The sequence below is a fragment of the Streptomyces shaanxiensis genome (assembly GCF_039537145.1).
Taxonomy (GTDB): Bacteria; Actinomycetota; Actinomycetes; order Streptomycetales; family Streptomycetaceae; genus Streptomyces; species Streptomyces shaanxiensis.
This window is the reverse complement of record NZ_BAAAZY010000009.1, coordinates 1-20,652: the sequence shown is the minus strand read 5'-3', so window position 1 is coordinate 20,652 and position 20,652 is coordinate 1. Positions and strand designations below refer to the sequence as shown.

20 protein-coding genes and 1 pseudogene are annotated in these 20,652 nt (G+C 69.6%); 7 read left to right on the top strand and 14 right to left on the bottom strand.

What is annotated here, in order from left to right:
- Window positions 1–55: 55 nt before the first annotated feature.
- Window positions 56–610, top strand: a complete 555-nt coding sequence (locus tag ABD932_RS13150) for a TetR/AcrR family transcriptional regulator C-terminal domain-containing protein (protein WP_345012045.1) — start codon at window positions 56–58, stop codon at window positions 608–610.
- A 111-nt stretch (window positions 611–721) separates the two neighbouring features.
- On the opposite strand, the gene ABD932_RS13145 is transcribed toward ABD932_RS13150, so the two are convergent.
- Together ABD932_RS13145 and ABD932_RS13140 are read right to left on the bottom strand one after the other, a co-directional pair.
- Complete coding sequence (locus ABD932_RS13145) at window positions 722–1,900, bottom strand: DUF3500 domain-containing protein (protein WP_345012043.1); 1,179 nt, start codon at window positions 1,898–1,900, stop codon at window positions 722–724.
- On the bottom strand, window positions 1,890–2,993 hold the full coding sequence (locus tag ABD932_RS13140; protein WP_345012041.1) for a zinc-dependent alcohol dehydrogenase: 1,104 nt from the start codon (window positions 2,991–2,993) through the stop codon (window positions 1,890–1,892). Before ABD932_RS13140 ends, ABD932_RS13145 begins: the two co-directional genes overlap by 11 nt.
- Window positions 2,994–3,243: 250 nt before the next feature.
- Here ABD932_RS13140 and ABD932_RS13135 point away from each other — a divergent pair, with 250 nt between their 5' ends.
- From ABD932_RS13135 to ABD932_RS13115, 5 genes are all read left to right on the top strand, one after another.
- Window positions 3,244–4,029 carry an SDR family oxidoreductase gene (locus ABD932_RS13135; RefSeq protein ID WP_345012039.1) on the top strand — a complete coding sequence of 262 codons (786 nt, stop codon included), beginning with the start codon at window positions 3,244–3,246 and terminating at the stop codon, window positions 4,027–4,029.
- Window positions 4,030–4,061: 32 nt separating this feature from the next.
- Window positions 4,062–4,997, top strand: coding sequence for a dihydrodipicolinate synthase family protein (locus ABD932_RS13130; protein ID WP_345012038.1), 936 nt, complete (start codon window positions 4,062–4,064; stop codon window positions 4,995–4,997).
- Between the two features lie 238 nt (window positions 4,998–5,235).
- A complete protein-coding gene (locus ABD932_RS13125) occupies window positions 5,236–6,141 on the top strand; it encodes a LysR family transcriptional regulator (RefSeq protein WP_345012036.1) in 906 nt (301 codons plus the stop codon).
- 48 nt (window positions 6,142–6,189) lie between these two features.
- Window positions 6,190–6,738, top strand: coding sequence for a winged helix-turn-helix domain-containing protein (locus ABD932_RS13120; RefSeq protein WP_345012035.1), 549 nt, complete (start codon window positions 6,190–6,192; stop codon window positions 6,736–6,738).
- Complete coding sequence (locus ABD932_RS13115) at window positions 6,708–7,307, top strand: transposase (RefSeq protein WP_345012033.1); 600 nt, start codon at window positions 6,708–6,710, stop codon at window positions 7,305–7,307. The genes ABD932_RS13120 and ABD932_RS13115 overlap by 31 nt, the downstream gene beginning before the upstream one ends.
- A gap of 96 nt (window positions 7,308–7,403) precedes the next feature.
- Here ABD932_RS13115 and ABD932_RS13110 read toward each other — a convergent pair whose 3' ends face one another.
- A complete protein-coding gene (locus ABD932_RS13110) occupies window positions 7,404–7,946 on the bottom strand; it encodes a hypothetical protein (RefSeq protein WP_345012032.1) in 543 nt (180 codons plus the stop codon).
- 666 nt (window positions 7,947–8,612) lie between these two features.
- On the opposite strand from ABD932_RS13110, the gene ABD932_RS13105 reads away from it, so the two are divergent.
- On the top strand, window positions 8,613–9,923 hold the full coding sequence (locus ABD932_RS13105) for a YhgE/Pip domain-containing protein (RefSeq protein ID WP_345012030.1): 1,311 nt from the start codon (window positions 8,613–8,615) through the stop codon (window positions 9,921–9,923).
- Between the two features lie 265 nt (window positions 9,924–10,188).
- Here ABD932_RS13105 and ABD932_RS13100 read toward each other — a convergent pair whose 3' ends face one another.
- The 11 genes and pseudogenes from ABD932_RS13100 to ABD932_RS13050 all read right to left on the bottom strand — a co-directional run.
- Entirely contained in the window at window positions 10,189–10,815 is a 627-nt protein-coding gene (locus ABD932_RS13100; RefSeq protein ID WP_345012029.1) for a TetR/AcrR family transcriptional regulator, read from the bottom strand.
- A 741-nt stretch (window positions 10,816–11,556) separates the two neighbouring features.
- Entirely contained in the window at window positions 11,557–12,144 is a 588-nt protein-coding gene (locus ABD932_RS13095) for a TetR/AcrR family transcriptional regulator (protein ID WP_345012027.1), read from the bottom strand.
- 315 nt (window positions 12,145–12,459) lie between these two features.
- Window positions 12,460–12,873: a PIN domain-containing protein gene (locus ABD932_RS13090; protein ID WP_345012026.1), complete on the bottom strand. Its 414-nt coding sequence runs from the start codon at window positions 12,871–12,873 to the stop codon at window positions 12,460–12,462.
- The gene (locus tag ABD932_RS13085) at window positions 12,855–13,139 is read right to left on the bottom strand and encodes a hypothetical protein (RefSeq protein WP_345012024.1); all 285 of its coding nucleotides are present in this window, start codon (window positions 13,137–13,139) and stop codon (window positions 12,855–12,857) included. Before ABD932_RS13085 ends, ABD932_RS13090 begins: the two co-directional genes overlap by 19 nt.
- Window positions 13,140–14,034: 895 nt before the next feature.
- Window positions 14,035–14,661: a YigZ family protein gene (locus ABD932_RS13080; protein WP_345012022.1), complete on the bottom strand. Its 627-nt coding sequence runs from the start codon at window positions 14,659–14,661 to the stop codon at window positions 14,035–14,037.
- Window positions 14,662–14,708: 47 nt separating this feature from the next.
- Window positions 14,709–15,254, bottom strand: a complete 546-nt coding sequence (locus tag ABD932_RS13075) for a SixA phosphatase family protein (protein ID WP_345012019.1) — start codon at window positions 15,252–15,254, stop codon at window positions 14,709–14,711.
- Window positions 15,251–16,009, bottom strand: coding sequence for a hypothetical protein (locus ABD932_RS13070; RefSeq protein ID WP_345012017.1), 759 nt, complete (start codon window positions 16,007–16,009; stop codon window positions 15,251–15,253). Before ABD932_RS13070 ends, ABD932_RS13075 begins: the two co-directional genes overlap by 4 nt.
- A gap of 197 nt (window positions 16,010–16,206) precedes the next feature.
- Window positions 16,207–17,604, bottom strand: coding sequence for a D-inositol-3-phosphate glycosyltransferase (gene mshA, locus ABD932_RS13065; RefSeq protein ID WP_425587455.1), 1,398 nt, complete (start codon window positions 17,602–17,604; stop codon window positions 16,207–16,209).
- Complete coding sequence (gene fdhD / locus ABD932_RS13060; protein ID WP_345012015.1) at window positions 17,601–18,461, bottom strand: formate dehydrogenase accessory sulfurtransferase FdhD; 861 nt, start codon at window positions 18,459–18,461, stop codon at window positions 17,601–17,603. Before fdhD ends, mshA begins: the two co-directional genes overlap by 4 nt.
- 380 nt (window positions 18,462–18,841) lie before the next feature.
- Window positions 18,842–20,239: an L-serine ammonia-lyase gene (locus ABD932_RS13055; protein ID WP_345012013.1), complete on the bottom strand. Its 1,398-nt coding sequence runs from the start codon at window positions 20,237–20,239 to the stop codon at window positions 18,842–18,844.
- Window positions 20,240–20,306: 67 nt separating this feature from the next.
- Window positions 20,307–20,652 (bottom strand): annotated as a pseudogene (locus ABD932_RS13050) (serine hydroxymethyltransferase); the annotation flags it as partial.

The following is a 20,652-nucleotide window of genomic DNA, read 5'->3' as shown; positions in this document are numbered from 1 at the left end:
CCACGCGCCCTCAGAGCCGCACACCGCGGCCTCGTTCCCACAGCAAGAAGGTCCCGTGAGCAGCCCCATGCCGCCTACTGCGGGGATGCCCCGCGACGCCCTGCACCAGGAGCAGATCATCCAGGCGGCCATCGCCCTTCTGGACGAGGGCGGCATCGAGAGTCTGACCATGCGAAGACTCGGCAGCCGTCTCGGCATCACCGCGGCGGCACTCTATTGGCACATCAAAAGCCGACACGAGCTGCTCCTGCTGGCCGCTGACACCGTCTGGGGGCAGACGCCTCTCCCCGCTCTCGACGGCCTCGAATGGCGTCCGGCCCTCCTGGCCATGGCCGACAACCTGCGTTCGATGCTTCTCAGGCACCCCTGGCTGCTGGCCGCCATGACCATCCAGCCTCTTGACGGCCCGGCCAGGGACCGCCATGACGAGCACCTGCTCGCGGTCTGCGAGGCGTCCGGCCTCACCAGGCGGGATGCCGAGCAAGCCGCCCAGAGCGTCGTCACGTTCGCGATCGGCGCCGCCCTCGCAGACACCCCTCGCCCGTATGTGTCCTTCGGACTGCAGTCGCTTCTCGACGGCGTCGAAGCCAGGCTTGTCGCCCGTACCTGACCCGACACAGCAGAAGACTCGTCGTCGACGATCAGCAGGGTGGTCATGGTGCTGGTTCTTTCGGGGGGGGTGGACCGGCGGTACGGGTGTACGGCGCTCCCCGATTACGCCCTACTCGTGTGCGATGTGTGCGCGGTGTTCGGCGAGCACGTCCAGTCCGAAGTCGGAGGTCAGGTCACGCCACACCGAGTGGGCGTGGTTGGCGTACCGCTGGGTGTTGTCGTACTCGATGAGGACGCGAGGGTCCTGCACCCGGTAGTAGTGCGGTTCCCCGGCGTCCGTGCTGCCCGCCCAGCCGAAATGCACCGCGTCGAGGACGGTGTCAGAGGCGTAGTGGGTGTCGTAGGCGTCTGCGAGGAACTCGGGTGCCCGTCCGGTGTAGAGGGTGACGAGCCGGCGCAACAGGTGCCGCTGCTCGTTGTTCAGGTCGCGACCGCTGATGCCTTTGGGGGGAATCGTGATGGCCACGCGCGCGTGATCGTTCTCGGTGTACCCGCTGCCCGCTTCCGCCCGGCGGTCGATGTCGTTGACAAGCCGGTCCAGCTCAGGGTCGGCGAACTGGCCGCGCCACAGGTCCTGCATGTGCATCATCGTGTCGCCGTGTTCGACGCGTGGGCGGTTGCCGGAGACGATGTCCGAGACTGCGGACGGGTGGAGCAGGGCGCTTTGGAGTTGGCCCGGGTCCAGACTGCGGACCAGTTGACGGGCCGTCTCCTCAGGGCCTTGCAAGGGCCGCAGGGTGCCTCCGATCAGCTCGGTCGTGGCCGGGTCGGCACCAATGAAGCAGGGGGTCGTGGAGACGAGCCGGCCGGCGACGACGAGGTTGTTCAGGGAGATGTGGTGGCCGCCGAACCGCCATGCCCAGACACGGTCGCCGGGGCGGCCGAAGATCCTCAGCCAGTACAGGCCGGGGTCCCGTCCGCGCTGCCGGCCCCAGTGGACCCGCCACCCTTCCAGCTGGTCCAGGACGTTCTCCAGTCCCATCACGGTGGTGACCGTGGCGTAGCCCGGGATGGACAGTCCGGTGGCCACCAGCCGCATGGCCAGGCTCTGTTGGCGGGCGTTCTGGTCTCGGACGGCGAGCCCGCCGTGTTCGGTGGGGGTGTAGAACCAACGCAGCCGCTCGGCCTCCGCATACGGGTGGAGCGGGGAGTCGTAGGCGGCGAGCGGGAGTTGGTCCTCGCTCAGGCTGTTCAGCCAGGCGGTGGCAGCATGGGCCATGGCGGCCGCTGCCTTCTCCCGTCCGGCTGCCAGGGCGTCGGGCACGGTGCCCTCTCGGTCAGCGGTCACCGGTGGACTCCGGGTCCTCGGAGATGTCAAGCATGACCTTGATGGCGTTGCCCCGGCGCTCGGCGTAGGTGTCGAACGCCTCGGCGACGTCGGGCAGCCCGAAATGGTGGGTGACCAGTTCCGCGGTGCGCAGCCGACCCCGGGCGGCCAGGCCCACGGCGCGGGCCACCGAACCGGTGCCCTCGCCGCGGACCGTCTGGATCGAGATGCCGTTCATCACGGCGTGGTTGAGGTCGGCCTGTACGGGCTCTTCGAAGAAGCCGACGAGGACGACCTTCCCGGACCGCTTGGCCATGCGCAGCGCGTCGTCCACCGCACTCGGGGCGCCAGAGCACTCCAGGACGATGTCGGCTCCGATCCCGTCGGTCGCCTCCCGAACCGCCGCTACGGCGTCCTCCTCCCAGGAGTTGACGACCAGGTCCGCGCCGAAGGACTTGCCGATGGCGAGCCTGGCTTCCCGCGTGCCGGCCAGGGCTACGGTCCTGGCCCCGAGTTCACGTGCGACCTGTACCGCGAGCAGACCTATCGGTCCGGGGCCGATCACAGCGACCGTGGATCCGACGAGCAGGGTGCCGAGCACGTCGAAGGCGTGCATCACGGTGCCCACGGTGGTGAGGACGACTGCGGCGTCGAAGTCCACGGTGTCCGGCAACCGGTGGAGGGTCGCCACGTGGTTGAGCGCGTACTCCGCGAAGCCCCCGTTGACGGTCATCCCCTGCACGCGGTGCCCGGTGTGCCGCAGGCCGTAGTTGAGGCAGTCCGTGTAGGCCCCGGCCAGGCAGTTGGCGCAGCGCATGCAGCCGCGGTGGGCTTCCGTCACCACCCGGTCGCCGACCCGGAGCTCGTCCACGGCACTGCCCACCGCGGCGACGACGCCGGCGTACTCGTGGCCGGGTACGAACTCGCCCGCGGCCGGGCCGCCGTCCTTGAAGAAGTGCCGACTGCGGATCTTCAAGTCCGTTCCGCACAGGGACGCCCTGCGGACGCGTACCAGAACGTCTTCCGGTCCCACCTGCGGCACGGGCAGCGTCGTGACGGCGAGGGTGCCGGGCTCGCCCAGCACCGCGGCCTGCATGGTTTCCGGCAAGGACATAGGGGCCTCCAGTTACGGCCATGAAAATGCGTCGGGAATCGACGGGCCGAAACGGCCCTATTCCCCACCTCATCTTGCACGCCGGCAACGCCTATTCCCTCTTCGCGGCGCATAGGCATCCCTTATGCATGTCGCGAGAGATTCCTATTGGAGACCCACCACAACCTCGTGGCAGTGTCATGTGGAAACGACGGACGTAGCCGTCGGCCGTACGGCCGGGGAACGGGGCCACCGCCCAAGGAGCGAAGCTGTGGATCTGGGAATTTCGGGCAAGACCGCGCTCGTACTGGGCGGAGGTGGGGGTCTCGGCGGCGCGATCGCCCAGGCCCTCGCCGCGGAAGGCGCCGCTGTCGCCGTCGCGGACATCAGCCCGCAGGCGGCAGAGAGCACCGCCGAGGCGGTGGCCGACGCGGGCGGGAAAGCCGTGCCCCTGGAATGGGACCTCGCGGACCTGGGCGCGATCGACCAGCACATCGCGGCAGTCGAAGGGGCGCTCGGTCCCGTGGACATCCTGGTCAACAACACGGGAGGGCCGCCGCCCTCGCCGGTTGCGGGGCAGGACCCTGAACTCTGGCTGAGGCACTTCCAGTCCATGGTGCTGTCCGTCATCGCGATCACGGACAGGGTCGTGCCGCTGATGCGGAGCCGCGGCTGGGGCAGGATCATCACCAGCGCCAGCTCGGGGGTGATCGCCCCCATCCCCAACCTGGGGCTGTCGAACGCCTTGCGGGGCAGCCTGCTCGGCTGGTCCAAGACGCTGGCCCGGGAAGTCGCGGCCGAGGGTGTCACCTGCAACGTGGTCGTTCCGGGACGGATCGGCACCCAGCGGATCAAGTTCCTCGATCAGGCCAAGGCCGATCGGGAGGGCAGGTCCGTCGCGGAGACGTCCGCCGAGAGCGTCGCGTCGATCCCTGTGGGCCGCTACGGCGAACCGCGGGAATACGCCGCCGCCGTCGCCTTCCTCGCAAGCGTCCAGGCCTCTTACATCACAGGCTCGGTCATTCGCGTCGACGGCGGACTCATCGCCAGCCTCTGAAAAAGACATCGGACTTCTGAGGAGGCAGAACAATGGCACCCCTGGACCGCAACACCAATGGTGTTTTCGCCATCGCACCAACGCCCTTCGACGAGGAAGGCGCAATCGATTTCGACTCACTCAGCCGACTCGTCGACTTCTACGCAGACGCCGGCGTCACCGGACTGACCCTCCTGGGCCAGATGGGCGAAGCACCCAAGCTGTCCCACGAGGAAAGCGTGCGCATCGTCCAGCACGTCATCAAGCGCACCGATCTGCCGATCATCGTGGGCGTCTCCGCACCCGGCTACGCCGCCATGCGGGCTCTCGCGGTTGACGTCATGTCAGCCGGTGCCGAGGGCGTCATGATCGCCCCGCCGAACACGCTGCGTACCGACGACCAGATCGTGAGCTACTACGAGGGAGCGGCGGGCGCCATCGGCGCGGACGTGCCGTTCGTGATCCAGGACTATCCGCTGTCGTTCTCCGTCGTCATGTCCCCTGCCGTCATCGCCCGCATCGCGAACGCCGCGCCGGGGTGCGTGATGCTCAAGCACGAGGACTGGCCGGGCTTGGAGAAGATCAGCGCACTCCGGCAACTCGAAGCCGATGGAGCGATGCCCCGCCTGTCGATCCTGTGTGGAAACGGCGGTCTCTTCCTGGACTTCGAGACCGAACGCGGAGCCGACGGAGCGATGACGGGCTACTGCGTTCCCGAGCTCCTCGTCGACGTGGTGCGCCACACCGCCGCCGGCGATCGTGATGCCGCCCATGACGTCTTCGACGCCCACCTGCCCCTGCTGCGCTACGAACAGCAGCCGGGCATCGGCCTGGCCGTGCGCAAGTACGTCATGAAGCGCCGCGGAATCCTGGCCTCCGACACCCAGCGCAAGCCCGGGGCCGCGCTGTCGGCGCGTGCCCGCACCGAGGTCGACTACTTGCTGTCCCGGCTCACCCGTAAGGACAGCAGGGTCGCACTCATGGCATGACGCACAAGTAACACCCCTTAGCAGCACAGCAGTACGGCACCACGTCACCTGGCCCCGCCCCACCAGCAGACCGGGACTCTGCCGATTCAGGAACACCCGTCTCCTGTATCCGACACGCGCTGCCCTCGCACATCCCCGCCAACGCGAGCTGCGTGCCATGCCGACTGATCCTGAAAGACACCGGATTTGTGGTCACAGCACGAGTACTGGGCAACGCTCGGCCGAGTAGCTTGATCACATGCAGCTACGTCAGCTGGAGTACTTCCTCGCGGTCTGGGAGGCGGGCTCCTTCAGCGGAGCGGCTGCGCGGCTCTATGTCACGCAGCCTTCGCTCTCCCAGCAGATCGGGGCCCTGGAGAAGGAGCTGGGCGCGGTCCTGCTGGAGCGCGGCCGGCAAGGGGTGACGCTGACTCCCGCGGGCCGTGTCTTTCTGCCCCGTGCGCAGGATGTCGTCCGTGCGGTTCAAGACGCACAGGACTCGGTGCGCGAGGTGGTGGAGGGCCGTCAGGGCGATGTCCACGTCCTGACCGTACGGTCCGTCGCGTCGGGGATCCTGCCGCCGTCTGCGGCGCGCTGGCACTCGACGTACCCCTCCACCGTGCTGAGACTGCACGACTACTCCCACCGCCGGAACCTCGAAGAGGCCATGCGCAGTGGCCAAGGCGACATCGCGGTCGGTCCACGGCCCGACCCGTGGGAGGGGCCCGTCATCTCCCTGGGGTATGAGGAGATGGTGGTGACCGGCTCGGCCGAATACCCGGCGGGGACAGCGGCTGATCCGGCCGAACTGGCCGCTGCCGACTGGGTGCTCTACGAGCAGGAACAGGGCATGAGCGAAGTGGTGGACCGCTTGGCAGGGCACCTCGGGTTCACGCCGCGCGCCGTCGCACGCACGGGCCAGGTCTCCGCAGCGCTCCTGTTCGCGGTCGAGGGGATCGGCGTGACGGTGACTCCGGAGAACGCGGTGCCGCTGCGCTGGTCGAGGCACGCCCGGCGAATCGGGCCCGGCTATTTCCGGGAGCTGGTGGTGTTCAGCAGAAAGCTCCCCTCCCAACTGGCCGAGCGGTACCGGGACATGCTCACCTCTTTGGAGCTGCCGCTCACTGCTGAACGGGATCTGCCCGAAGGGGCACTCCGCTTCTAAGCGTGAAGTCGGCTGCGGGTTGGGTAGGCGTCCTGTGGGAGGGACGTCATGTCGAACATCCTCCGCATCGAGCTGACTGACGATCAACGCCGGGAGCTGCACGTTCTGCTGGCGCGGCGGGATCTGACCCGTTACACGCGGCTGCGGGCGGAGTGCATCCGCCTGCTCGACCGGGGCAGGACCGCGCCCGAGGTCGCCGACCTGCTCGAATGCAATCCGGTCACGGTCCGCTCGGCGGTCCACCGCTTCCGCGGTGGTGGAATCGGGGCGCTGCCCGACGCCCCGCGTCCGGGCTGCCCCGGGAAGGTGCTGGGCGGCGATGACCGTGCCACGTTGGCCGAACTGCTGGACCGGTCCGCCGCGGCCGGCGTCACCTGGACCGTGCCGGCCCTGCGCGAGTGGCTGCGCGCGCAGCGCGGGGTGGAGATCTCCGCCGACTGGCTGTGGGAGCTGCTGCGCCGTGATGGTTTCCGCTGGAAACGGACCCGCGACAGCCTGCGGCACCAGGCCGACCCCGTCCTCCAGCAGGCCGCGAAGGCACAGCTGGAGGACTTACGGACTTACGGATGGAGGCGCACGCGGGCGCGCGGGATCTGATCTTCCTGGACGAGTGCGGGTTCGCCCCGACCATGCCCACCGGTTACACCTGGTCCCGCAGCGGGCAGCGGGCGGTGGTGCCGAAGGAGGACACCAGGGACCGCCGGGTCAACGTAGTCGGCGCGAAGATCGTCGGCACCGGGCCGGACCTTCTCTGGCAGCGCACCAGCGGCAAAATCGACGCCGGGATGTTGCTGGAGTTCGTCTGCGTCCAGCTGGCGGGCCTGGGCGGCGGGGCTGCCGTCCTGGAGCTGGCCGCGGACGGCCTGGGCGCCGATGTCATACCCCTCTGGGAGCGACGACGGCCGTGCACGGTCGTGCTGGACAACGCTTCCTCGCACGTGGCCAGGGCGTTCAGGGGCCGCCGCCGTCAGCTGGCGAAGATCGGCGTGGACCTTTTCTACCTGCCGCCGCGCAGCCCGGAGTTGAACGACATCGAACTGGTCTGGCGCCAGGCGAAATACCAGGACTACCCGCAACGCGCCCAGACCAGCATCGACGCCATCGGCGAAGCCGTCGACCGCGCCATGACACGGCAACGAGACCGCATCCGACAGCCGGCAACTTAGCCCGAAGAAACCGCGAAATCGCCTGCTGGAGGCGGGTGACGGAGATCCTTATGGCCGCGTTAAGGGAGGGCTAATCGCGGGCTCAGGAAGGGAGGTTCAGCGCCGCACCCCGATGGCGGACAGGACGATGAGCAGGACACCGACGAGACCGATGCAGACGGGGAGGCCGAGCCAGAGCATGTGCAGCCGGACGTCAACCCAGGGCGACACCTTGACGGCCGGGCGCTCGGGGGAGTGTTCGGCGGGGCGGCGCCGTACGGAGAACTCCTCCTTGTGCTCCCTCTTGCCGGCCTTGCGGAGGTCGCCCGTCCTGGGCACCTCAAGCGCCGGGTTCCGCTGTAGGTCGTCGATCGCCGTACGGGTCGCCGAGAGGACCTTGGTGTGGAACCGGTTCCGTTCGTAGTGCTTGATGCTCAGCGCGACGCCCAGGACGCTGAGGACGAGCACCACGACCCCGGCCGGGATGTCCGCGGTCGACAGACCGCCCACGCCGGACAGCGCCACCACCGCCGCCGAGATCGCCGCGAGGATGCTCGTCACCGTCGCCCGGAGGGTCTCGTGCTGGCGGGCCTGGGCCGCGTGCTCGTCGTAGTAGCGCCACAGATTGGCGATGGCGGCGGAGCGGTCGTCGTTCCCCATGCGTCCTCCCGGCCTCTCCCCAGGGTCCTGCGGGACGGCGGCGGAGTCCAGTCGGTGGCTAGGCGCTCCGCTGGAGGTGCGGCGACATGCCGTCGATCGTCTGTGGCACCAACGTGGCTGATCGCGTAGTTCCCCGCGCCCCTTCAGGGCGCGGCCGAACCGCAGCCGACTTCGCCAGACCCGCTTAGCGGCATGATGCCCACCTGCGCTCGCCTCGCAGGAAAGAGCCCCGGCTGCGAGCGAAGTTTGCCGGTCAGGCAGCCTTGCCGCCGGCGCTGCCAGAGCCTCCGTCCAGGGCCCCGAGCGCGGCAATCCGTACGACGCCGGCGAGATCGGCCCAATTGGAATCACGGTTGGCCATCATGAGGACGGTCACGGCGCCGAGGGCAGCGACGACACGGACGTGCCGTTCCTCGTCCGTCCCCGCACGTCAGCGGGAAGGCGCCGATGATGAGCGCGCCGGTTCACGGCCTCGTCGCGTTCACACCGATCAAGGCCTGGAGAACCACAGCGTCCCCGCTGTCAGCCCTCAGGCCGTCCGACGCCGGCCGCACCGATGAGGCGCCATGTGGTCCTCGACACGAGCAGTCATTTGACTTTGCACAGCATAGTTACCATCCTGGTCACCTAGTAACCGAAATGGTCACCCAAAGGGATGTGCACACCATGACGAACGACAACGAGCCCGCAGGAAGCAGGCTGGGGCCGCGGTTGTGGCTGACCCCGGCAGTCATCGTCACCGTGGTCATGGCTGCCCTGGCAGCGTTGTATCTGGGGTCAACGGTCAACTCCTCCAAAGAGCTCAACGGCTTTCCCGTAGCGGTCGTCAACGCCGATACCGGAGCCACCAGCCCATCGGGGCAGCACATCGACGTCGGCGAGCAGATCTCCGACGGCCTGCGCAAGGGGGTCGATGACGACAAGTTCGATCTACGCTTCGTCAGCCTCGCCGCAGCGAAGGAGGACATGGGCAAGGGGAAGCTCTACGGCGCGATCGTTCTGCCCTCGGACCTGAGCAAAGAGCTGGTGGCTCTCACGGCGAGCGCGGCGACCGGTGGGGCCGCACAGCAGCCCGCGGTCACCGTGTACACCAATCCCCTCGCGAACACTTCCAGTGTGTCCGTCGTCAATTCCTTCGCTTCTCAGGCGCTGGCCGAGGCGAACCAGACCGTGGGCAAGCAGCTGCTCGCCACTGCGACACAGGCCGGGGACAAGGCGGCATCCGGCAGCCAGTCCGTCACAGGAACGGCACGCATCGTTCTGTCCGAACCGATGCCGGTGCATGTCACGCCGTTCAAGGCGGTTCCCGACGGGACCGGCGGCGGCCTCTCGGCCTTCTACTACGCCCTCCTGCTGGCGCTGGCCGGGTTCACGGGCTCCCTGATCGCCACCAGTCTCGTCGACTCCCAGCTCGGTTTCACTCCGTCGGAGATCGGTCCGCTCTACCGCATGGAAAGCCACTCGGGTCGCAGCCGCCTGGCCACCCTTGTTTTGAAGTGGGGAATCATGGCGGGTATCGCGGTGCTCGTCAGCAGTGTCTATCTGGGCATCGCGGACTGGATCGGCATGCCGCTGGACCATCCAGGGGAGCTGTGGCTGTTCAGCGTGCTGAGCATCTCGGCCGTCGCAGTGGTTGCTCAGGCGATTCTCGCCCTGCTGGGCGGTCTGGGCATGGTGGTCAACCTCTTCCTCTTCATCGTGCTGTCGATCCCCAGCTCCGGGGGTACGACACCGCTGGAAGCCATGCCCCCCTTCGTCCGCTTCCTCAGCTCGTTCGAGCCCATGCACCAGATCTATCTGGGTACGCGCTCGATCCTGTACTTCGGAGCCACCTGGGATTCGGGGCTGGCGCGTGCCGTGTTGACCTCCGTGATCGCGCTTGTCCTCGGCCTCCTCGTCGGGGCCCTGGGTACTCGTGCCTACGACCTCAAGGGGCTGACCAGGAAGCACAGCGCCCCTGCCGTCGCCGGGCAGTGACGGACAGACTCCGCTGGGGATGTTCCACAGCATCCCCGTAGGCTCACCACGAGCGGCTGTTCAACTCGTCTGCCCCGGGCACTGCAACGTTGAGTGCCCGGGGCAGACGGCTTTCCTCGCGCGGGCACCGGTGGGCCGGTTCGGCCGGCGCATTCGCCCTTGGCCGGGGCCGGCGGGTCGATCACGAGTCCCTGACAGCCTCGCTCCATGCCGACCGAGTTGACTCCGTAGGCGGGCGGCCTCAGGTTCGCATCGTCCTGGCCGGTCAGGCGTCGTCGCGCAGGTGGGCAAGCCCGCTGAGAAGGAGTTCGAGTCCGAAGGAGAACTCGTCCTCGATCGGAACGGGCATCGACCCGGCGACGGTGACCGTTGCCGGGAACAAGGCTGGATCGACGCTCTGAAAGACGGCGGACAGTTGTGCATCGTCGAGTTGCCCGCCGCCGCCATGACCGTTTACCTGTATGGCGAATCCGAGGACGTAGCGGGAGAGGGTGGCAAAGGCGTGCGCGGCCAGTCGCGGCGGGAAGCCGCTGTCGAGCAGCGCCGCGACACAGTGCTCCCGCAGCGCCATGGCGTTCGGCCCCAGGGGAATCTCTTCGACCATCAGGCGCGCCGCGTTCCGGTGCCGGGCCAGGGCCTCGAACATGGTGTGCGCGACCGTCCGCAGCGCTTGCTGCCAGCCCATCGCGAGGAGTTCGTCGCCCTTCAGTTCCACGGCGCCGAACATGCGGTCCACGACATGGGCGACCAGCGCTGCCCGGTTGTCGAAATGCCGGTACAGCGTCGCCGTGCCCGAGCCCAGGCGCTGGGCCAGCGTCCGCATCGAGAGAGCGTCGGCCCCTTCATCGTCCACGATCTGCAGTGCGGTAGAGACGATGCGCTCCAGCGGCACGGGCGGACGCCCCGGGCGCCGAGCCGATGCCGTGGTCGCTCGCACAGGACCAGCTGCTGCCACTGAACGTCCACCTCCTCGGCCAGCACCATAACAGCAACACCGTATCCAGTATGGAGATCGCCGGTTGGGCACGGAGCGGCGGCGCCCCCTTCGATCAGCCCATCGACGACCGCTCGTCCGAGGTCGGCGACCGCTCCGATACCGTCCTGGACGTCGCCCAGATTGCCCGCTGGTCGGGTTGCCTCGGCAGCGAAGCCACCGTCGTCCCCGTCCCGGGCGCCCTCCACGACGTCCTGCTCTCCCGCCGCAAGCCACCGCGAACACGCCTACACCGTGATCGGCGACTGGCTGCACCGGCAGCAGCTGTCTGCCGCCGTGCCGCCTGCACAGGGAGCCGCCGCCTCCTGATGCGCTGGCGCCGCCACAGAAAAAGAAGGGGGCATGGACGCTGGCCATTGCAGTGTTCCTCTGCGGGCGCCCCGGCCAACCCGAGGCCGACCTTCTGCACCTCAAGTCCACCCTCTTGACGAAGGAGTCCTTCGAGCCGCGATCCTGAGCCGTCGTCACTGCCAGGCGGGTGCGGCCAGCAAGCCATGACGAGTGGCTCCTCGAGCCACGTCAGGCACCCTGCCCCGGCAGAACTGTACAAGTGACGCGTCATTGCCTCAGCCGACGCTGCGCACTGGTCGCCGGGCCCGTTGTTCCGTACTGCAGCGCCAGCTACCCCGTCGCAGTGCCTCAATCACCCGTGCCGGCATCGCCGTTGCCCCTGTGGCCCAGTGCGCCAAGGCCCGCGGCAATCACCACATCGGTGCGCTCGGTCCACCTGGCCTCACGGTTCGCCATCATCGTGACGGTCACAGCACCGATCGCGGACACCACCCGCACATGCCGTTCCTCATCAGTCCAGACATCGGGATCGAAGGCTTCCATCAACATGCGCTGCGCCCCGGAGAGGCGCTGCATGATCTCGGGCTCTCGCGTCAGCCAGAAGGCGCCGACGGTGAGCGCACCAGTCCCCGGCCACTCCTCGATCAACTCGACCAGTGCACCGAGCAGGGCGGCGTCCCGCTCGAGCCCGACCGGGAGGCCCTCACCCGCAGCCGCCACTCGTGCGGCATGTTCCTCCGCGCGAGCCACCACGGCGTCCTGGATCCGCTCCTTCGAGCCAAAGCGCTTCAGCACAGCCGCCTTGGAGTAGCCGGCACCGTCAGCGATCGCCTGCACAGGGCCCTGAGCGAACCCGTGCCGCGCAAAGACGAAGGCCGCCACGTCGATCAGGGCACGATCGATCTCCTCGCTGGTGGGCCTCACGGTTGGCTTCATGGCCAAAGGTTACCGTTTCGGTCGGCAAGTGACCGAAACGGTAACACCGCCCTTCGTCCACATCACGGTCCCCATCGGGGATGTCACGAACCAGGACGATCTCAAGTGCGCGATCCAAGCAAGCCACCCCCAGGTGCCTTCACTGTCGGCCGACGCGCATACACCGCCCCGCTACCGTCTCCTGCAAGCAGGTGCCGACAATTCAGCCGTACGAATAGCCAGCCCAAAGGGTGCTACATCAGCAGCACCGAATACTTGGAGCTCCCCGCCACTCACTGACCAACCGCCGAAAGGCAGAAAGCCGACCAGGGGAAATCACACCGCCACGAGCCGGACCCGCTCACCACACAGCTTGGCCATGTCGTCGATATCGGAAGTCAGGATGACCACGGGACGGTGCTGCCGCAGCGCCGCCCCGGCGACCGTCGCATCGATCGCGTACTTGTGCCCGTGCAACCCGGCACTCATCAGCAACTTCGAGGCCGCCCTCGCCTCCTCGTCACCCACCGAGACGACCCGCAGCCCGGAAAGCACCCAATTCAGGCGGGACTTGTTCGCACGGGCATGGACCGCTTCGATAATGGTGAGCGCACTGATCACGACCTCCATGCCGCGCGAGCGCGCCTCAGCGATCAGAGCCACCACCTGCTCGTCGTCGGCGAGCAGCTTCGACAGTCCCTCACTGTCGAGGACCAGCGTCCCCTCGTGACTCAGCCTGCGGCGGGCCACTCACCCTCCTCGGTGAACACCTCGTCGAAGACCTGCCGCGCCCGCTGCCGGGCCGGCTCGGAGACCGGCCCCTTGCGGCTCTCGTAGTCCGCCAGGTACTCGTCCAGAACCTGCCCGCGCAGCTCACGCTCGACCGCCTCGGCGATGAACGCGGAGAACTCCCGCTTGCCCACCCGCGCCCGGATCGCCTCCGCAGTCCCCTCCGGCAGAGACAGGCTCACCCGCGTCGCCGGGCCTTCCCCGATGCCGTACGTATTCTCACCCATGCCACGAGCGTGTCAAACGAGTAGGAAAAGCGCCACGCCCGAACCCGCACAGCACCCCAGAGCCGTGTAGAAGACGTGCAGATGAAGCCCCTCCCGCCCGCCCCTCGTATCGAGCAGATCACCACCCAAAACCCAGCACGGGCTTCTCATCCCATCCGAGCACGATCCCAGCACCGTACGGATGACCAGGGATGACGACAGGTGACGAGGGGTCAGCTATCCCAGCGCCATCCCAGCACGGGAAAAAACCAGGGGCCCGACCCCGAAGAGCCGGACCCCTCCTGACCTGCATGTTTGCAAGATCAGCGACGTGGTGATGCGTCAGCCGCTACACATTGAACCTGAACTCCACCACTTCCCCCGCTCGACATAAAGTAGCCCACACCTTGCATTCAGCCCCCGCCTTTTGCGCAGTACCACCACCAAACCGCGCTCAACCAAATCTGCGGCTACCACGGGGCGCACCCCCGCTCACAGCGGTCACGCAGTGTGCTTACAACAATGATGGCGGCGACTGCGAACAGGCGGCGGCCAGACCTCGCTCCATCGACTGGAACTTGAAGCCCTCCCCACCCAGCACGGAACCAGCACGGGACGGGTCACCAGGGATGACGAGGGGTGCCCACAGGTCAGCACCGAACCAGCACCGGCACCACCGACGAGCCCCTCATTGACGGAACGACACCCCTCTGACCTGCACCTTTGCCGAACCGGCGCACCTTATGGTAGGCGGCATCCCGAAAATTTGTGCAGCAGCCTCATGATCCCCGAGACTAACGGCCGGGTCTGACAGCACGGGCGGTTACGCCCGTATCGCCCCGTCATGACAGGCCCGCCATATGCCCGTTACGGACATTTCACCCGAGCCTGCCCGACGTGACCGCAGCTCAGCCCGTCACGCGTCCCCGTACGCCTCTCCCCCGAGCTCGAACCCCGCCGTCCCCGCCGTGACGTCCGCGAGCCACGCCCGGAAGGCCTCCACCTCGGCGTCCGGCAGACCGACCTCGATGGTGACCGCCTCCGCGTACCGCACGTCCCGCACCTCGCGGCCGGTCGACCGCAGGTCGTTCTCCACCTTGCCGGCGCGCTGGTGGTCGACGGTGACCGTGGCCAGCCGGAAGCGGCGCCGCGTGAGCGTGCCGAGCGCGTCCAGGGCCTCGCCCACGGCTCCGCCGTACGCCCGGATGAGCCCGCCCGCGCCGAGCTTCACACCGCCGTAGTAGCGGGTGACGACGGCGACGACGTAGCGCATGTCGCGGCGCAGCAGCATCTGGAGCATGGGGACGCCGGCCGTGCCGCCCGGTTCGCCGTCGTCACTCGCCTTCTGGATCGCGGCGTCGGCGCCGATGACGTAGGCCCAGCAGTTGTGCGTGGCGTCCGCGTGCTCCTTGCGGACGGCGGCGAGGAACTCCTGGGCCTCCTGCTCGGTGGCGGCCGGGGCGAGCGCACAGATGAAGCGTGAGCGGTTGACCTCGGTCTCGTGCACGCCCGCGTGGGCGACTGTGCGGTACTCGTCCTGCATCGGGCCAGCCTATGCGCAGCGCCGACGCCCGCCCGCGCGGGAGGGACTCACTTCTTCCTGCCCCGCGCCACCATCACGTCCGTCAGCAGCGCCGTGCCGGGTGCCAGGGCGTGCCAGGTGGCCCCGTGCCAGGCCAGTACGGCGATCGCCGACGTCGGGAACTTCGTGCGCACCTCGTCCAGGGTGTCGTCGAGACCGTCCCCGGCGAGGGTGAGGACGAGGTCCTCCAGGCCGGGGTTGTGCCCGACCAGCAGCAGCGTCTCCACCTCGGGGGGCACCTCGTGCACGACCTCCAGCAGGTCGGGCACGTCGGCCGCGTACAGCCGCTCGTCGTGGCGCACCGGTGGTGGCGTGCCCCACTCGGCGGACGCCAGTTCCCAGGTCCCACGCGCGCGTGCCGCGGTCGAGCACAGCGCGAGGTCCGGCAGGCAGTCGGCTTCGGCGAGCATCCGGCCCGCGACCGGGGCGTCCCGGCGGCCGCGCGGGGCGAGTGGGCGTTGGTGGTCGGCGACGCCGTCCGGCCAGGCGGACTTGGCGTGCCGCAGGACGACCAGTCGGCGCAGCGGGCCGGCTCCGATCCGGGCAGCGGTCATGAGGAGGTTCCCAGGTCGTGGGTGAGGTCGAGGCCGAGGAGACGGTCGGCGTAGGCGTACGTCTCGAAGCGGGCGCCGTCCGGCAGGTCCGGCGCGCTCTCCACCCAGCGCAGGACTCCGAGGACCCCGGGCACGTCGAGATCGTCCTCCCAGGCGGTGCGCAGCTCTGTGCGCACCTCGTCGGGGATGGGCCGGGACGGCCGCTGCGCCCAGCCGGCGACGGCACGGCGCCAGCGTACGAGGGTGTCGTGGGCGTCGGCGAGGGCGGCCGTGTCGAGCCGTACGGGCACGCTTCTGCGCCGGGCGAGCAGGGCGAGGCGCAGCGCGGCGGGGTCGGCCTCGTCGGGGGGTGCCTCCGAGTGCACGGGCGCTACGGTGACCCGCACCCCGTCGGGCTCCGCGCCTCCCTCGCGCACGACGTGGAGGACCTGCGCCTCGCCGAGTCCGGACGCGGCGTCCCGGCCGTCCTCGAAGGGCCGGACGCCCAGCGCCGCGGCGCCGGCCCGTAGTTCCGCCTGCTGCCGCTCCTCGTCGAGCAGCGCCCAGACCGGCGTACCGCCGAGCTCCAGGGCGCGGACGAGCAGATCGGCGACCAGCAGTATCCGCAGGGCGGTGACGTCGAAGCCCTCCGTATGCGCCTCGATGCGGGTCAGGCCCCGGCGGGCCGGGGCGGCGTCGACGGGCTCGCCGGTTCGGGCGTCGATGATGCGCAGCACGGAGCGAGCGTAGGCGTACGGACCGCCCTGCGCAGCCATCCGACCCGCTTTCCGGACACCGTGGCGACCCTCGGGTCTGCCGGAAGTCCGCTGGTCATCCATGGTTGTACGGCCCATCCACGCGCGCGACGCGCATGTCGCACCAGGACATCGCCACCCCCTGCCGTGCGCACTGCCCGCACGGTACTGCGCACCTGCCCGCCCGGACAGGAGTTCGGGCCGGGGTCGGGCCGGGGCTACCGGAGTTGTCCCTCGCGGAGCACGCCGGAACCGCTGCCTCGACGGAGCAGGGCCGCCGTGTACACGTCCGCGGTCGCCGCCGCGGCCGACGCCCAGCCGAAGGACCGGGCATGCCGGACCGCGGCCTCGCTCATCCGGGCGGAGCGGGCGGGGGCGTCGGCGAAGCCGTACAGGGCCCGCGCGTAGTCCGCCGGGTCGTGCCCGGGTACGAGAACGCCGCTCACCCCGTCCCGCACCGCCACCGGCAGGCCGCCGACCCGCGCGGCGATCACCGGGGTGCCGCAGGCCTGTGCCTCGACGGCGACCAGACCGAAGGACTCGCTGTGGGACGGCATGACCAGGACGGACGCCGCCCGGTACCAGTCGGCGAGCCGGTCCTGGCCGACCGGCGGCCGGAACAGTACGACGTCCCCGATGCCGAGGCGGGCCGCCAGCTTCTGCAGTCCCTCCGGCTCTGCCAGGCCGCTGCCGCTGGGCCCGCCCACGACCGGCACCACGATCCGCTCACGCAGCCACGGCCGCTCCTCCAGCAGCCGGGCCACCGCGCGCAGCAGTAGGTCCGGCGCCTTCAACGGCTGTACGCGGCCCACGAACAAGGGGATCAGCGCGTCCTGCGGGAGGCCGAGGCGGGACCGTGCCGCGGCCCGTCCGGCCTCGACACCCCGGGCGTCGGGCCGGAAGCGCTCCAGGTTGACACCGGGATGGACGACGGCGACCCGGCCGGTGTCGGCGTCGTAGTGGCGGAGCAGGTCGTCCGCTTCCTTGCCGGTGTTCGCTATCAACCGGTCGGCGGCCCGTACGACTTGGGTCTCGCCGAGCACACGGGCCGCCGGCTCGGGGGTGTCGCCGTCGGCCAGGTTGGCGTTCTTGACCTTGGCCATGGTGTGCATGGCGTGGACGAGCGGGACGCCCCAGCGCTCGGCGGCGAGCCGGCCGACGTGACCGGAGAGCCAGTAGTGGGAGTGGACCAGGTCGTAGTGGCCGGGGTGGTGGTCGGCCCAGGCCTGCGTCATGCCGTGCGTGAAGGCGCACAGCTGGGCGGGGAGGTCCTCCTTGGCGAGGCCCTCGTAGGGGCCGGCGTTCACGTGCCGGACCAGGACGCCGGGCGCGAGTTCGACGCTGGGCGGAAGCGCGGCGGAGGTCGTCCGGGTGAAGATCTCCACCTCGATGTCGAGGGCGGCGAGGCGCTTGGCCAACTCGACGATGTACACGTTCATTCCGCCCGCGTCGCCGGTACCGGGCTGGTGCAGCGGTGAGGTGTGCACGCTGAGCATCGCGACGCGGCGGGGGCGGTGGCGGGCGTCGGGTGGCCGCGACCGGGGCGGGCCGACCAGCGTGCTGCCGTGGGCGCAGCCGTGCTGGAGCTTTTCGAGCCGGGCCCGGTACTGGCTCACCTCGCCGGCCCTCCGGCCATGGCCCCGGCCCGCAGGTCGAGGCGCTGCTCGCCCGCGTACACGTTCATGGAGCCGCCGCGCAGGAAACCGACGAGCGTGAGCCCCGTCTCCGCCGCCAGGTCCACGGCGAGGGAGGACGGCGCCGAGACCGCCGCGAGCACCGGGATGCCCGCCATGACCGCCTTCTGCGCCAGCTCGAAGGACGCCCGCCCGGACACCAGCAGTATGTGCCGGGACAGGGGCGGTTGGCCGGACAGCAGCGCGCGGCCGATCAGCTTGTCGACGGCGTTGTGCCGGCCGACGTCCTCCCTCAGGTCCAGCAGCTCGCCCTCGGGCGAGAACAGTCCGGCGGCATGCAGGCCACCCGTGCGGTCGAACACCCGCTGCGCGGCGCGCAGTCGGTCCGGCAGGGCGGCCAGCAGTTCCGGGGTGACCCGGACCGGGGGTGTGTCGGCGATCGGCCGGCGCGCCGTGGTCCGTACGGCGTCCAGGCTTGCCTTGCCGCAGAGGCCGCACGACGACGTGGTGTACACGTTCCGTTCGAGCGTGATGTCGGGCAGCGGTACGCCCGGGGCGAGTTGCACGTCGACGACGTTGTACGTGTTCGAACCGTCCTGGGTGGCACCGGCGCAGTACACGATGTTCGCCACGTCCTCGGCCCGGCCCACCACCCCCTCGCTCACCAGGAAGCCGGCGGCGAGCGCGAAGTCGTCCCCGGGTGTGCGCATGGTGATCGCCAGCGGCTTGCCGCCGAGCCGTATCTCCAGTGGTTCCTCCGCCACCAGGGTGTCCGGGCGCGTGCTCTGCGCACCGTCCCTGATGCGCACCACGCGCCGTCGCTCGGTGACCCGTCCCATGGCCTCGCTCCCAGTTCTGTCGGTGGACGTCGCTCCGCTTCCCGCGCGGGGTGTCAGCCCCTAGGGCCGACATCGGCCGGTCGGGGCGCCGGAACGACGGGTCGTGCAGGCCGGAGGCGGCCCTCGGAGTGGGCGTGAAGCGGGTGCGCAGGCCCTCCAGGAGCAGCGACGGCCGAGGGCGGGGTGCGAAGGCGGCGCAGCGCTCGACGATGCCGGCGAGCCCCGGGCGCGGCAGCGGGTCGCCGCCGGGGAAGCGGACCTCGCCGACGCTGAGTTCGGTGAGCGAGCGCCGTAGACCAGTTCGACACGGCCGAAGGTGTCGACGGGCATGGCTGCGGCCCTTTCTCCCACTCCGGCTCTCCCCTGTTCCCTTCGTCTCCTCAGCACTCGATGACGTTGACGGCGAGGCCGCCGCGGGCGGTCTCCTTGTACTTGACCTTCATGTCGGCGCCGGTCTCCTTCATGGTCTTGATCACCTTGTCGAGGGAGACGTGGTGGCGGCCGTCGCCGCGCAGGGCCATCCGGGCCGCGGTCACGGCCTTGACCGCGGCCATGCCGTTGCGCTCGATGCAGGGGATCTGGACCAGGCCGCCGACCGGGTCGCAGGTGAGGCCGAGGTTGTGTTCCATGCCGATCTCGGCGGCGTTCTCGACCTGTTCGGGGCTGCCGCCGAGGACCTCGGCGAGACCTCCGGCGGCCATCGAGCAGGCGGAGCCGACCTCACCCTGGCAGCCGACCTCGGCGCCGGAGATGGACGCGTTCTCCTTGAAGAGCATGCCGATGGCGCCCGCCGCGAGGAGGAAGCGGACGATGCCGTCTTCCTTGTCCCCTTCGGAGGCCGCGCCCGGCACGAAGTCGAGGAAGTACCGCAGGACGGCGGGGATGATGCCCGCCGCGCCGTTCGTCGGGGCGGTGACGACCCGGCCGCCCGCGGCGTTCTCCTCGTTCACCGCCATCGCGTACAGCGTCACCCATTCCATGGCGCGGCCCGCCGAGTCGCCCTCGGTGCGCAGCGCCCGGGCCGCCGCCGCGGCCCGGCGACGGACCTTCAGACCGCCGGGGAGGATGCCCTCGCGGCCCAGCCCGCGTGCGACACAGGCCTCCATCACCCGCCAGATCTCCAGCAGGCCGGTGCGGATCTCCTCCTCGGTGCGCCAGGCCTTCTCGTTCTCCAGCATCAGCGCGGAGATCGACAGGCCGGTCTCCTTCGTCAGCCGCAGCAGCTCGTCGCCGGTACTGAACGGGTGGGCCGGCACCGTGTGGTCCGGCTTGATCCGGTCCGCGCCGACCGCGTCCTCGTCGACGACGAAGCCGCCGCCCACCGAGTAGTACGTCTTCTCCAGCAGCGGCACACCGTCACCGTCGTACGCGAAGAGGATCATGCCGTTGGCGTGGTACGGCAGCGAGCGCCGACGGTGCAGCACCAGCTGGGTCGAGGCGTCGAACTCGATCTCGTGGGCCGGGCCGATCTCGGCACCGAGGAGGCGGATGCGCCCGGTGCCGCGGATCCGCTCGACGTCCAGGTCGGCCTGGGCGACGTCGACCGTGTGCGGCTCGTGTCCCTCCAGGCCGAGCAGTACCGCCTTGGGGGTGCCGTGGCCGTGGCCGGTCGCGCCGAGCGAGCCGAACAACTCCGCCCGTACCGCAGCGGTCTGGGCGAGCACACCGTCCTGTTTCAGCCGGGCGACGAACATCCCGGCGGCGCGCATCGGGCCGACGGTGTGCGAGCTGGACGGGCCGATGCCTATGGAGAACAGGTCGAAGACGCTGATTGCCACGCCATACTCCGGGGGTTGGAGGGGCGTGCCGAGCAGTCACGGGCTCGCCCTTGCGGGAGGTTGTCGGTTACAGACCGGGGTACAGCGGGTGCTTGTCGGCCAGTGCCTTGACGCGGGCCTTGAGCGCTGCGGCGTCGGCCGCCCCGAAGGGAGAGGGCGCCTTCAGTGTCTCGGCGATGACGTCGGCGACCTCGGTGAAGTCCTCGGCGGTGAAGCCGCGGGTGGCCAGGGCCGGGGTACCGATCCGCAGGCCCGACGTCACCATCGGCGGGCGAGGGTCGTTCGGGACCGCGTTGCGGTTGACCGTGATGCCGACCTCGTGGAGACGGTCCTCGGCCTGCTGCCCGTCCAGTTCGGACTCGCGCAGGTCGACCAGGATCAGGTGCACGTCGGTGCCGCCGGAGAGCACGTTC